This window comes from Mesorhizobium sp. M7A.F.Ce.TU.012.03.2.1, from assembly GCF_004006095.1.
Lineage (GTDB): Bacteria > Pseudomonadota > Alphaproteobacteria > Rhizobiales > Rhizobiaceae > Mesorhizobium.
Genome location: NZ_CP034779.1, coordinates 925146 through 938818, shown reverse-complemented (window position 1 = coordinate 938818; position 13673 = coordinate 925146). Strand labels below are relative to the sequence as shown.

Genomic DNA, 13673 nt, shown 5'->3' with positions numbered 1-13673 from the left:
GCTTGACGGCAGGAGCGGCGGGGCCTCTCTAAATCTTTCTTAAGGCGGATGTGGCACTGCTTGGCTCCCCAGGGTTGGGATTCAGGCGTTGAATCTGATAAAGAAGAACGAGATCCCGGTCGACGTCTACATTCCGTTCGTGGAAACCTTGTTTCGCGACGGGTTGACGCTTTCGATAGGATTCTTTGCCCAAACCCTGCTGGTCGTGCTGGTTTACTGGAAAACCATGGATCCGGCCTATCTCGCGGTCACACTCGGACTGCTGGCCGTCGCCTTCCTTCGTCTTCGCAACATCAGGAAATATCGTCACGCTCCTTCGCCTCAAAATTGGGAAGAGGCGCGTCGCCGCGAGAACGACTACATACTGTACGGCTCGATGCATGGCTTCATGCTTGGTGCCTTCTGCTTTGTCGGCATCTATCTTGCCTATGACCCATTCGCGGAAATAGCTGCCGTCTGCGTGACGCTTGCCTCCGCCACGTCTATTGCTGGCCGCAACTATGGTTCGCCCAGGATGGTCGTGATCTTCATTATGACCATGACTTGGCCGATCTCGCTGGGCTTCATCCTGCGGGGCGATCCCTATCACTTCATTCTCGGCCTGCTTTCGGCGCCATTTCTTTTTGCCATCAAGCGCTTCGCCGATCTGGTCCGCGAGGTGCTTTTCGCCGCCCTGTCCGAGGAAAAAAAGGCCAATCGCATCGCCCAGCGCTTCAACCGAGCGCTCAACACCATGTCGCACGGCCTTGTCATGCTCGGCCCGGACGGCCGCGTCGCGGTGGCCAATGCCGAGGCGGCGCATCTGATGTCGCTCAAGTCGCCCGACGCGCTGCTCGGCCGGTCGATCCATGGTCTGTTGATGCGCGGTGTCGCCGGCGGCATGCTGGCGCCCAAGGATTGCCGCTACATCGAGGCCCAGCTGACGCGTGCCCTGCGCGAGGGCCGCGACCGCAAGGTGCTGGTTTCCCTCGCCAACGGCCAGCATTACGAGTTCTCGGCTCGCGAAGGCAGCCAGGAACTGGGCGTCATCACCTTCGAGGACGTCACCGCCCGTGTCGAGGCGGAAGACAAGATCCGCTTCATGGCACGTTACGACAACCTCACCGGCCTGCCCAACCGCGCCTATTTCCATGAACTGGTCGGCGAGGCCATGGTATCCGGCGATCGCGATCGTCTCTGCGGCCTTGCGGTGCTCGACCTCGACGATTTCAAGAGCGTCAACGACACGCTTGGCCATCCGATCGGCGATGGCTTGATCTATGCCGTTGCCGAGCGGCTTGCCGCCATTGCCAGGCAAGATATCACGGTCAGCCGTTTCGGTGGCGACGAGTTCATGATCTTCTTCGACCGCGTCGAGGATGAGAGCCATCTGACCAGCCAGCTCGACGAGATTTTCGCCGGCCTGCAAGGGGAAGTCGACGTCGCCGGTCACGGGCTGCGTATTCAGGCCAGCGGCGGCGCGGTGCTGTCACGGGTCAAGGATACCGATGTCGACGCCATGATCGTCAAGGCGGACCTGGCGCTCTACAAGGCCAAGGAGCTCGGCAAGAACAGCTGGCGGCTGTTTGAAGCCTCGATGGATGCCGCCTTCCGCAACCGTCAGCTGATGAAGGCGGACCTGCGTACAGCCGTGGAAAGCAAGGGCTTGAGGGTGGTCTATCAGCCGATCGTGGCGATGAGCACCATGCGTATCGCCAGCTGCGAGGCGTTGTGCCGGTGGGATCATCCCGATCTCGGGCCGATCTCGCCCAGCATCTTCATTCCTTTGGCTGAGGAAATGGGCATCATTTCCGAGATCAGCACCTTCGTGCTGCAGGCAGCCTGCGCCGAATGCGCCAAATGGCCGGACCAGACCAGCGTCTCGGTCAATCTCTCGGCCAAGGATTTCCGCAACCGCGACGTCATCCAGAAGGTTCGCGATGCGTTGGCCGGCTCCGGCCTCGCCGCCTCCCGGCTCGAGATCGAGGTCACCGAAACGGCGCTGCTGGACGACAAGTCGCTGACGCGCCAGTATATCGAGGAGCTGAAGCAGATCGGCGTACGCATCGCGCTCGACGATTTCGGCACCGGCTATTCGAGCCTGAGCTATCTGCACAAACTGCCGCTCGACAAGATCAAAATCGACCGCTCGTTCCTGATGGACGTCACCCAGAACCCCCGTTCGCTCGAGCTGCTCAAGGGTATCGTCAACCTATCGCGGCCGCTGGGCCTTTCGGTCACCGTCGAGGGTGTAGAGACCTTCGAGCAGCTCAAGATACTGGCGCTGCAGGTCAAGCCCGACCTTGTCCAGGGGTTCCTGTTCGGTTCGGCGCTCAGCGCTTCCGGCATCGAGACCATGTCGAACACGGTATGGCCCTTCGCCAAGGACATCAATTCAGCCAAGAGAGCCGCACGCCGCTGACCGGTGCCGGGAAGAGTGTCGCCTTTTCATAAAAATTTACGGATCGTTAACGTTAATGATCGGTAAACGACGTGTGCTCCATTTTCATCTTTTACATCTCAGGGTCCCGTCGTAGGTTGAACTGCGGCGGAAACTTACGAGGGTTTGAGTATGGATGTGCAGTTGGAAGCGCTTGGCCATGTGGCGGGCGGGGGTGAAGAAAATTCGCCCGACAGCATGTCGAGTTTCGCCCGCAATGTTTCAGCGATGCTTGAGCGGACGGAATATCGCCGCTGCGACAAGGGAGAGGATCTCGAAGACATCTATAGGTTACGCTACAAATCCTATCGCTTGAATGATATGGTGCCGGAAAACCCGGAACATATTGTGCATGACGAGCTCGACGAAGCTGAAAATTGTTCCAAGTTCGGCGTCTATATTGACGGCATCCTGGTCTCCACGGTGCGCATTCATCATGCCTGCCGGGCCACGCCGCAATCGCCGTCTACAACTGTCTACGGCGACATCCTGCGCCCGATGCTGGCTGCCGGGGCGCACTTTGCCGATCCGAGCCGCTTTGCTGCCGACCCAGACTGGTCGAAGGTCTATCCGCAGATCCCCTACCTGACGCTGCGCCTTGCCGGAATGGCCTGCTTCTACTTCGACGCACCTTACTGTCTCTCGACTATCCGGCCCGAACATGCGGGTTTCTACCGTCGTATCTACTGTTCTGAGCAGATCGGCGAACTGCGCGACTATCCGGGCCTGAACTACAAGGTCGTGCTCTATCGCGCCAATGTCGCTGCCATTCGCGAGCGGTCGTTCTCGCGCTTCCCATTCTTCCGATCCACATCTCTGGAGCAGCGTATGCTGTTCGAGACACCTGGTGCTGGAGAATTGGCGCCGCTGACCATCCTGCCGACTGCCAAATATTTTCGCGAAGCCGCCTGAGATTAGGCGTTCGCAGAACCACTGGAGCTTTCCGGCCGGATACGCGTTCTGATGGCTCGGCGCCTTGTCGTCCTCGCCATTGGTCGCCGAATCCAGGGATATGCCAAAGGAACCCGTCATGACCATTTCCACACTTGCGCTCACCCCGCTTATCTCGCTGATCGCCGGCGTGCTGATCCTGGTCATGCCAAGGCTGTTGAACTACATCGTCGCGCTCTATCTGATCGTCGTCGGGTTGCTCGGGCTATTTCCGCATCTAGCCGGCTGAGGGCGCCGGCTTAGGCCACGCAAGCGTCTGCCTTCAAAGCATCTTTCCGCATCAAGCATCAGAATCCAGCGATCGGACTCCGTCGCGCGTTGGCAGCCGGCTTCAACCTTTCCTTGAGGCAGTTGTCCGCTGTTGTGCGGCAATAGCGCCATTGCTCTCGGCCCGGCTTTTCGCTATGTGCCAGAAAGATGTCTTCGAAGGGGTATTCCTATGGCTGATCACTCGCCGACCGGTCCTGTCGAGCTGGGCGCGAAGATGGACTATGCCGAGCATGACCGCACTTATGCGGGCTTCCTCGCGCTGGCCAAATACGGATCGCTTTTCTGCGGAGCCCTGCTTCTGGCGATGGCCTTCGGCTTCTTCGCGGGCGGCTTCTTCTCGGCGACCATCCTGTTCGTGCTGATTATGGCCGTCGGCGCCTTTATCCTCCGATAGATTTTCCGACACCTTGTCCACGGCGCCGCCGCGAGGCCGGCCGGCGTCTTGCGGGAAATAGCTTCCGGCCGAAAGGATCATGCGGTGGGACAGACGGTTTTCATCCCTCGTGAGCTCGATGCCAACGAGCCGCGCGTCGCGGCCTCGCCCGATACGGTGAAACGGCTGGCGGCGTTGGGCTTCGACGTCGTCGTCGAGGCCGGTGCCGGTCTGAATTCGCGCATCGTCGATGCCGATTATGCGAGCGCCGGCGCCGCCATAGGCAAGGCTTCCGATGTCGCCAAGGCCGATGTCGTGCTGAAGGTGCGTCGGCCCGGCGATGCCGAGCTGAAGAGCTACAGGCCCGGTACAGCGGTCATTGCCATCATGGATCCCTATGGCAATGATGCCGCTGTGGCAGCCCTGGCCAAGGCCGGTGTCACCGCCTTCTCGATGGAATTCATGCCGCGCATCACCCGCGCGCAGTCGATGGACGTTTTGTCCTCGCAGGCCAATTTGGCCGGCTATCAGGCGGTGATCGACGGGGCTTCGGAATATGATCGCGCGCTGCCGATGATGATGACGGCGGCCGGCACGGTGCCGGCGGCGAAGGTCTTCATCATGGGCGTCGGTGTCGCCGGCCTGCAGGCGATCGCCACCGCGCGCCGGCTTGGTGCGGTCGTCACCGCCACCGACGTTCGCCCCGCCGCCAAGGAACAGGTCGCCTCGCTCGGCGCAAAGTTCCTTGCGGTCGAGGACGAGGAATTCAAGGCCGCAGAGACGGCAGGCGGCTACGCCAAGGAGATGTCTAAGGAATACCAGGCCAAGCAGGCGGCACTCACATCAGAGCACATCGCCAAGCAGGATATCGTTATCACCACGGCGCTGATCCCCGGCCGACCGGCGCCGAAGCTGGTCTCAGCGGCCATGGTCGCCTCGATGAAGCCAGGCTCGGTTCTCGTCGATCTGGCGGTCGAGCGTGGCGGCAATGTCGAGGGCGCCGAAGCCGGCAAGGTCGTCACCACCGCCAACAACGTCAAGATTGTCGGCCATCTCAATGTGCCTGGCCGCATCGCGGCGTCGGCCTCGCTGCTTTATGCCAGAAACCTGTTTGCCTTCCTGGAAACGCTGGTCGACAAGACGACCAAGACGCTTGCCATCAACCGCGATGACGATCTGGTCAAGGCAACGATGCTGACCGACGGCGGCAAGGTGGTTCATCCGGCATTCGTGAAGTCTGACCAGCAGCCCCATGTCGAGCCGGCGGCGATCCCGGCCAAGACCATGGTCGCCGACGCTTCGCCCAAGAAAGCCGCGCCCAAGAAACCGGCCGCATCCAAGTCGCCCTCGTCGAAGTCGAAAGGCATTGCGTGATGGATCAGACCCTGCAGAAAGCCCTTGACCAGCTCGACCAGGCTTCCGCCGCCGTCCGGCTGGCGGTGCAAAACATGGCGACCGCGCCTGGTGGTGCCGACGCGGCGGGTGATGCTGCGCATGCGCTGTCCGGCGGCGCCATCGATCCCTTCGTCTTCCGCTTCGCCATCTTCGTCCTGGCGATCTTCGTCGGCTACTACGTCGTCTGGTCGGTGACCCCCGCGCTGCACACGCCGCTGATGGCCGTCACCAACGCCATCTCCTCGGTCATCGTCGTCGGCGCGCTGCTTGCCGTCGGCATCGCCGCCTCCGGCATTGCCGCGGGCTTCGGCTTCGTCGCGCTGATGCTGGTGTCGGTCAACATCTTCGGCGGCTTCCTCGTCACCCAGCGCATGCTGGCCATGTACAAGAAGAAGGACAAGTAGAGCGCCATGAACGCCAACTTCGCGTCCTTCCTCTATCTTGTCTCCGGCGTCCTGTTCATCATGGCGCTGCGCGGCCTGTCGCATCCGACCACCAGCCGCCAGGGCAATCTCTACGGCATGATCGGCATGGGCATCGCCATCGCCACCACGCTGGCGCTGGCAACCCCCTCGGCCGGCCGCTTCGGCCTGATCGTGCTCGGCCTGGCCATTGGCGGCGGCGTCGGCGCCGTCACCGCGCGCCGCATCGCCATGACCTCGATGCCGCAGCTGGTCGCCGCGTTCCACTCGCTGGTCGGCCTCGCTGCCGTCATGGTGGCGGCCGCCGCCATCTATGCGCCGGAAAGCTTCGGCATCGGCACGGATGGCGACATCCACGCCCAGGCGCTGATCGAGATGAGCCTTGGCGTCGCCATCGGCGCCATCACCTTCACCGGCTCGGTCATCGCCTTCCTCAAGCTCGACGGCCGCATGTCCGGCAAGCCGATCATGATCGGCGGACGCCACTTCATCAACGCGGCACTTGCCATCGCGCTCGTCGTGCTGATCGTGCTGCTGGTCACCACCGAGTCCAAGCTGGTCTTCTGGCTGATCGTTGCCGCCTCGCTCGTCCTTGGCGTCCTTCTCATCATCCCGATCGGCGGCGCCGACATGCCGGTCGTCGTCTCGATGCTCAACTCCTATTCGGGCTGGGCGGCGGCCGCACTCGGCTTCACGCTCGGCAATCTGGCGCTGATCATCACCGGTGCGCTGGTCGGCTCGTCCGGCGCGATCCTGTCCTACATCATGTGCAAAGGCATGAACCGAAGCTTCATCTCGGTCATCCTCGGCGGCTTCGGCGGCGAGACGGCAGCGGCCGCCGATGACGGCATCGAACGCACGGTCAAGCAGGGTTCCGCCGACGATGCCGCCTACCTCATGATGAACGCCCAGAAAGTCATCATCGTGCCGGGCTACGGCATGGCGGTTGCCCAGGCGCAGCATGCACTGCGCGAAATGGCCGACAAGCTCAAGGCCAATGGCGTCGACGTCAAATATGCCATCCATCCGGTCGCCGGCCGCATGCCCGGCCACATGAACGTGCTGCTCGCCGAAGCCAATGTGCCCTACGACGAAGTGTTCGAACTCGAGGACATCAACTCGGAATTCGCGCAAGCCGATGTCGCCTATGTCATCGGCGCCAACGACGTCACCAACCCGTCCGCGCGCGACGACAAGTCTTCGCCCATCTACGGCATGCCGATCCTCGACGTCGACAAGGCCCGCACCTGCCTGTTCGTCAAGCGCTCGCTCGGTTCCGGCTATGCCGGGATCGACAACACGCTGTTCTACAAGGACGGCACCATGATGCTGCTCGGCGATGCCAAGAAGATGACCGAAGAGATCGTCAAGGCCATGGATCACTGATCCGACCACGGCGCGACGGAAGCAAACAAAAGCCCGGCCTTGCGGCCGGGCTTTTGTTTTGGGCGTCTTGGCCGGATCAGCGGCTGGTGAGGAACACCGCTTCCTCGTCGTCGCGCTGCCTGCCGCCGAGAGCCGCGGCGGCGCTGGCGATGAAGGCGCCGATCGCCAGCGACAGCGCACCAAGCAGCGCAAAGGTCGCGCTGGCCTTCCTGGCGGTGTCGGCGGCCTGTTGCGCCTTGACCTTGGCGTCCTGAGCCTTGGCGATGACCGCATCCACCCGCGTCTTGGCATCCGCCTCGGAAAGCCCCGTGCGGGCGGCGACCAGTTGCGACAGATATGTCTTGTCCTCGGCCGACACTTCACCCGCCACGGCGCCGGCGATCAGGATGCGCGAGGCCTGCCCGGCCGCCGCGGCATCACTGTCCGGATTGGCGGCCGCCAGTTTGCTCGGATCGGCCGGACGAAACAGCGAATCCACCAGATAGGATGTCGCATTGTCGACCGACGGGGTGCCGGCATTGGCCGAGGCCCCAGCCGATGCCCCCATGGCAGCGCCGGACGCGACGGTGGACACCGCCTGCACGCCTGAACCGATCGCCGCGGAAAGCGCTGAGCCAAGCACGCCGACGACGAGCAATGTGGCGAGTGCCCAGGCGAGAAAACCGTGGGCGGTGTCACGGAAATAGACCTCGTCGGTATGAACGCCGACCCATTTGGTGCGCAGCCGTCCGGCAAGATAGCCGCCGAGGCCGGAGGACAGCCATTGCACGATGACCAGCCAGACCGCGGTGGAAACCGCGAATGTGGTAACGGTTGTGCCAGACCCCGACCAGGGAGACACCATGCTCAACCCCAGCCCCGAACCAAGCAGCATGAGGATGAGGGTCAGCGTCGAAGCCGCGAAGGCGCCGGCGACGATAGGCCCCCAACTTACGGCGGTGGCGGAGGATTCGGTTGAGGCGGAAACGTCGACAGCCGATAGGGTGGACTGCATGACAGCCCCCTATCGCGCGAACAGCATGATCAAAATGATGATCGGGATCGGAATGCCGAGCAACCAGAGCAAAATGCCGCGTCCCATGAAGGCCTCCTGTTAGAAATCGTGATCGATGTTGTCACAATGCTCCAAGGGGACTTCCGTTCCGGCGGACTATAAAATGATTTTCTTGCCGCCGGCGAACAATTGGCGCGCACAGCGCCAATGTCACAGACCAGATATCAGATGTCCAGATTGGCGACGGACAGTGCGTTGTCCTGAATGAATTCTCGCCTGGGTTCGACCTCGTCGCCCATCAGCCGCGAAAACAGCGAGTCCGCGTCGGTCGCGTCATTGACCTTGACCTGCAGCAGCGAGCGCACGTTCGGATCGAGCGTGGTTTCCCACAGCTGTTCGGCATTCATCTCGCCGAGACCCTTGTAGCGCTGCATTGTCAGGCCCTTGCGGCCGGTTGCAAAGACCGCATTGAGCATCGCCAGCGGCCCCGAGATGGTTTCGGAGACATCCTTGCGGCGCAGCACCGGCGGCGAGCCGTAGACCTCGCTGAGGCGCTGTGCGTAGCGGTCGAGCTGGCGTGCGTCGGCCGAATTGATCAGCGCCAGATCGAGATGCGCGTATTCCTTGACGCTGCGCACCGTGCGCTCGAACACATAGCCGCCGACACCTTCATTCGAGGTCGACATGCGGCCGGTCCAGCCGCGCTCGGTGTCCTCGGCAATGATGTCGAGGCGTTTTGCAATCCGCTCCGCCATGGCGTTGGCGCGGCCGAGATCGGTGAACACGTCCGGGTTGAGCCCGCCGGCAATCGCCGCCTGTTCGACGACGCCTCTGTTGTAGCGCGTGTGCAGGCCGTTGATCAGCTGGCGCACCGCCAGTGCGTCGTCGATGGCTCCGCGCAGGTCCTGCCCGATGCGAACCTCGCCCGAGCCGAGCGTAAGCGATGCTTCCTCCAGTCCCGAGCCGATCAGGAACTCTTCGAATGCGCTCTCGTCCTTGATGTATTGCGAGCTCTTGCCGCGCGTCACCTTGTAGAGCGGCGGCTGGGCGATATAGAGATGGCCGCGCTCGATCAGCTCCGGCATCTGCCGGAAGAAGAAGGTCAGCAGCAAGGTTCTGATATGGGCACCGTCGACATCGGCGTCGGTCATCAGGATGATCTTGTGGTAGCGCAGCTTGTCGGCGTTGAACTCGTCCTTGCCGATCGAGGTGCCGAGCGCCGTGATCAGCGTGCCGATCATGTCGGAGCCGAGCATGCGGTCGAAGCGCGCCCGCTCGACATTGAGGATCTTGCCGCGCAACGGCAGGATCGCCTGGTTCTGGCGCGAACGCCCACCCTTGGCCGAGCCGCCGGCGGAGTCACCCTCGACGATGAAGATTTCGGACTTCGCCGGGTCGCGTTCCTGGCAGTCGGCCAGTTTGCCGGGCAGGGAAGTGACGCCGAGCGAGCTCTTGCGGGTGATATCGCGCGCCTTGCGCGCCGCTTCACGCGCCGCCGCGGCCTGGATCACCTTGTCGACGACCACCTTGCCTTCGCTCGGATGTTCTTCCAGCCAGGTGCCGAGCGCTTCGTTGACCAGGCCTTCGACGACAGGACGGACTTCCGACGAGACCAGCTTGTCCTTGGTCTGCGAGGAGAATTTCGGATCTGGAACCTTGACTGAAAGCACCGCCGTCAGGCCTTCGCGGCAATCGTCGCCGATCAGCGAGACCTTTTCCTTCTTGGTCAGGCCGGAGGATTCGCCATAGCCGGTGATCTGGCGCGTCAGCGCGCCGCGAAAGCCGGCCAGATGCGTGCCGCCATCGCGCTGAGGGATGTTGTTGGTGAAGGCCAGCACGTTCTCGTGGTAGCTGTCGTTCCACCACATCGCCACTTCGACGGTGATCCCATCGCGCTCCGCCCGGATGGCGATCGGCTTGTCGATCAGCGGTTTCTTGACCCGATCGAGATATTTGACGAATTCCTCGAGGCCTCCATCATAGTGCAGCTCATGGCGCACGACATCGGCGTGACGGGCATCGGTCAAAATGATGCGCACGCCGGAATTGAGGAAGGCAAGCTCGCGCAGCCGGTGTTCCAGCGTGCTGAAGTCGAACTCGACCATGGTGAAGGTCTCGGCCGACGGGAAGAAGGTGATCTGGCTGCCGCTGCGGCCCTCATAGGTGCCCGGCTGCTTGTCCTGCTCATAGCTGCCGGTCGCCTTCAGCGGCGCGTCGGCATTGCCATGCGTGAAACTCATCTCGAAGATCTGGCCGTTGCGGCGGATTTTCAGCTTCAGCCACGCCGACAGCGCGTTGACCACCGAGACGCCGACGCCATGCAGGCCGCCCGAGACCTTGTAGGAATTCTGGTCGAACTTGCCGCCGGCATGCAGCTGCGTCATGATCACTTCGGCCGCCGAAATGCCTTCTCCGGTGTGGATATCTGTCGGAATTCCGCGGCCATTGTCGATCACGGTGACCGAACCATCGGGGTTGAGCGTTACGGTGACGAGATCGGCGTGACCGGCCAGCGCCTCGTCGATGGCGTTATCGACCACTTCATAGACCATGTGATGCAGGCCCGAACCGTCGTCGGTATCGCCGATATACATTCCGGGGCGTTTGCGGACAGCATCCAACCCCTTCAAAACCTTGATGGAATCGGCGCCGTATTCGGCTTCAGCGCCGTTGTTGTTGTCGATCTGATCGCTCATGAAAACCTGTTGTCTGGATGCCGCTTGCACGGCGCGAAAAACCCGCTCCGAATCGCGCCTCTGATATGCACTAGATATAGGCGCAAAAGGCGGTTTTTCCAAGGTTTGCAGGCATTTCACGGGGAATGAGCCGGCTGTCCATGGCAGCCTCCCGTCAGGCCCTATTTCACTTTGGCCAGCCGGTCCCTGAGAAACTTGATCATGAACTTGTATCGCGGCGCCAGCCGCCCGCTGCGGTCGAGCTCCAGCGTCATGTCCAGCGCCTGCGAAAGCACCGTCTTGGGGTTCTTGGCGACCTGAGCGTAGTCGATCATGGCAACCACCAGGTCGCGCTGCCAGGTGGCGTTGTTTGGGTCGGACCGGGCGAGCTTCTGGCGGATGTCGAGACTGTCCTGGAAAGCCTGCCGCGCGCCTTTGACGTCGCGCTGCTTGGCCTTGAGCATGCCGATCTCGGACAGGGTGATCGATAGGTCGCGTTGCCAGTCGGCATTGGCAGGGTCGAGCTTGGCCAGCCGGTCGGCGATAGCGAAACTGTCTGTATAGGCCTTGAGTGCTCCGGCGCGGTCGCCCTGTATCGCCAGAATGCCGGCGACCTTCTCCAGGCTGACCGAGAGGTCGCGTTGCCAGTCGGCGTTGGCAGGGTCACTGGCCGCCAGCACGCGGGCTATCGAGAGGGCTTGCCTATAGGCGGCGAGGGCTGCCGGCCATTCCTCTTGATCGCTCAGCGCATTGCCCATCTTTGCGTTGCCGACAGACAGGTCGCGCTTCAACTCACTGTTGTCGGGGTCGCGGCCCACTAATTGTTCGACGATCGCATGGCCCGCTTTATAGGACGCGAGTGCGCCCGCCGCATCGCCGCGCTCGCGCTTGAGGTCGCCGATCGTATCATGGCTGACCGACACATCGCGCTGCCGTTCGGCATCCTGCGGCTTCTTTTCGGCCAATGCCAATCGGATCTTCAGGCTCTCCTCGTAGGCCATCTGGGCGTTGTCCAGTTGCCCCATGACCCGGGCAAGGCCGCCGATCTCGTCATAGCTGATCGTCAGGTCGCGCTGCAGTTCGGCGCGCTCCGGCTCGTTGTCGGCAAGCTGCTTCTTGACCGACAAGCCTTCCTGGTAGATCTGCGAGGCCCCAGCCAGATCGCCTTGCGTCACAAGCACATTGCCGATCTTGTCGTCGGCCATGGCGAAGTCGCTGAACCATGACAGCCGATCGGGTTCGGCAGCGGTCAAATCCCTGAGCATGGTTCTGGCGGTCCGATAGTTTTCCAGCGCTTCCGGCAGGTCTCCTTGCGCCAGCTTGATGTTGCCGAGCTTGATGTGGCTGACGGCAAAATCGCGCTTGACGCTCGGGTCGGTTTCCCGGGCCGAACGCAGCTCGAGATTGGACACCAGCGCTGCAAAGGCGCGGCCTGCCGCATCGGTGTTGCCGACAAGGGTGTAGAGCTTGCCGAGCTCGTCCAGGGTTCGGATCTGGCGGTCGGCCTGGTCCAGGGTCAGATCGGTTTGCCCGGCCTCGCCGTAGAGGACCAGCACCGATTCATAGTCCTTGATGGCCGTGGCATAGTCGAGGTCGGCACGCGCCGCACCGCCCGACAGGAAACGCGTCGCCGCCTCGGACAGCGTGCGGTTGACGAAGTTGGCCTTCAAGGCGTTGCGCGAAACATTGTCGATGTCGGCGGCCTTTGCGAGGATGGCGCGAGCCCCATCGAAGGCGCCGAGCGAAAGCTGCTCCTCGGCCTGCCGGCGCAATTCCGTCACCTGCGGATCATCGGAGGCCAGCGTCCTCATTTCGCCGCGCACCTTGACGAAGGCGTCGGCCGCCTCGCGCAACCGGGCATTCAGGCTGTCCGCGGAAAGGTGGCTGGCGTCGGAGCTGATCAGCACGCCGTAGAGAGGCGCCAGCGGCATGTCGACATCGCTGGCGACCTGCTCGACCTCACCGCGCATTTCCGGCGTCACGTCGGCCATGGCAAGCAACAGGCGCTCGCGCTCCGGCAATTGTTGCTTGGCGGCCGCGGCAAAAAACAGCTTCGGCAGGCCGCTCTCGACGTAAGGCAGCTGTTTGCCCCGCGACAAATCGTAGACCTCCTGCTGCACCAGCGTCAGCACCGAGCGGATCTCGAGCCCGTCGGTGCCGAGATATTTGGTCAGCGCTGTCGTGAAGGGCGAGTTCTGGCCGGTGCCGTCGGCAGCCGTCTCGCCCGGTGCGGCGGAGAAGGCGAACAGGATGTTTTCGGCGCGGCCAATCCGGCCGAGACCCGGCTTCACCTTGTCGGAGACATCCTTTGCCAGCGATGTCGCGCCGCGCCCTTCACCGCTGCTTCCCGAAAAGGGATCGCTGCGGCAGGCGTCGAGCATGATCAGGCCGACCTTGGCCGTGGCGGCCACGCTGTCGCGCACCTCTTCCAGCGGCAGGCTGGTCTTCTCCAGCGCATCGAGCGAGGAGGCGTCGGCATCGATCGGGAGCAGCCGGTTGTCGCCCGAGATTTCCACGCCGTGGCCGGAGAAGTAGACCAGCGCCACGTCGGCGCCTTTGGCATCCAGGCGAAAATCGTCGAGCGCGCGGCGCATTCGCCGCAGGTCGCGATTGGTTTCGAGAATGACCTCGAAGCCGAGCTTCTTCAGCGCCGCTGCCATCGCCTCGCCGTCATGGACCGGATTGGCGAGCGGCCGAACCAGGCGGTAGCCGTCCTCGGCTATGATCAAGGCCACGCGTCGCTCAGCCACCGCGGCGGCGGTGCTCATGAGCATCAGCAGCAAGGCAA

10 protein-coding genes are annotated in these 13673 nt (G+C 62.6%); 7 read left to right on the top strand and 3 right to left on the bottom strand.

All coding sequences use genetic code 11. From position 1 onward, the window contains the following. Window positions 1-88: 88 nt before the first annotated feature. From EJ079_RS04465 to EJ079_RS04435, 7 genes are all read left to right on the top strand, one after another. On the top strand, window positions 89-2401 hold the full coding sequence (locus tag EJ079_RS04465) for an EAL domain-containing protein (protein ID WP_127321216.1): 2313 nt from the start codon (window positions 89-91) through the stop codon (window positions 2399-2401). 150 nt (window positions 2402-2551) lie between these two features. Next, window positions 2552-3331, top strand: a complete 780-nt coding sequence (locus EJ079_RS04460; RefSeq protein ID WP_127267397.1) for a hypothetical protein — start codon at window positions 2552-2554, stop codon at window positions 3329-3331. A gap of 118 nt (window positions 3332-3449) precedes the next feature. Further along, on the top strand, window positions 3450-3599 hold the full coding sequence (locus EJ079_RS04455; RefSeq protein ID WP_013528205.1) for a DUF3096 domain-containing protein: 150 nt from the start codon (window positions 3450-3452) through the stop codon (window positions 3597-3599). 210 nt (window positions 3600-3809) lie between these two features. Further along, window positions 3810-4034: an aa3-type cytochrome c oxidase subunit IV gene (locus EJ079_RS04450; protein ID WP_127267396.1), complete on the top strand. Its 225-nt coding sequence runs from the start codon at window positions 3810-3812 to the stop codon at window positions 4032-4034. An 84-nt stretch (window positions 4035-4118) separates the two neighbouring features. Further along, window positions 4119-5387 (top strand): Re/Si-specific NAD(P)(+) transhydrogenase subunit alpha, encoded by a 1269-nt coding sequence (locus EJ079_RS04445; protein ID WP_127808201.1) that lies wholly within the window; start codon window positions 4119-4121, stop codon window positions 5385-5387. Beyond that, window positions 5384-5812: a proton-translocating transhydrogenase family protein gene (locus EJ079_RS04440; protein WP_023813594.1), complete on the top strand. Its 429-nt coding sequence runs from the start codon at window positions 5384-5386 to the stop codon at window positions 5810-5812. Before EJ079_RS04445 ends, EJ079_RS04440 begins: the two co-directional genes overlap by 4 nt. A gap of 6 nt (window positions 5813-5818) precedes the next feature. Beyond that, the gene (locus tag EJ079_RS04435) at window positions 5819-7216 is read left to right on the top strand and encodes an NAD(P)(+) transhydrogenase (Re/Si-specific) subunit beta (protein ID WP_127808200.1); all 1398 of its coding nucleotides are present in this window, start codon (window positions 5819-5821) and stop codon (window positions 7214-7216) included. A gap of 76 nt (window positions 7217-7292) precedes the next feature. Here EJ079_RS04435 and EJ079_RS04430 read toward each other — a convergent pair whose 3' ends face one another. The 3 genes from EJ079_RS04430 to EJ079_RS04420 form a co-directional block, all read right to left on the bottom strand. Then, entirely contained in the window at window positions 7293-8210 is a 918-nt protein-coding gene (locus tag EJ079_RS04430; RefSeq protein ID WP_127808199.1) for a hypothetical protein, read from the bottom strand. A 224-nt stretch (window positions 8211-8434) separates the two neighbouring features. Beyond that, window positions 8435-10906, bottom strand: a complete 2472-nt coding sequence (gene gyrB, locus EJ079_RS04425) for a DNA topoisomerase (ATP-hydrolyzing) subunit B (protein WP_127808198.1) — start codon at window positions 10904-10906, stop codon at window positions 8435-8437. Between the two features lie 161 nt (window positions 10907-11067). Further along, entirely contained in the window at window positions 11068-13653 is a 2586-nt protein-coding gene (locus tag EJ079_RS04420; protein WP_245481816.1) for a caspase family protein, read from the bottom strand. Window positions 13654-13673: the final 20 nt, after the last annotated feature.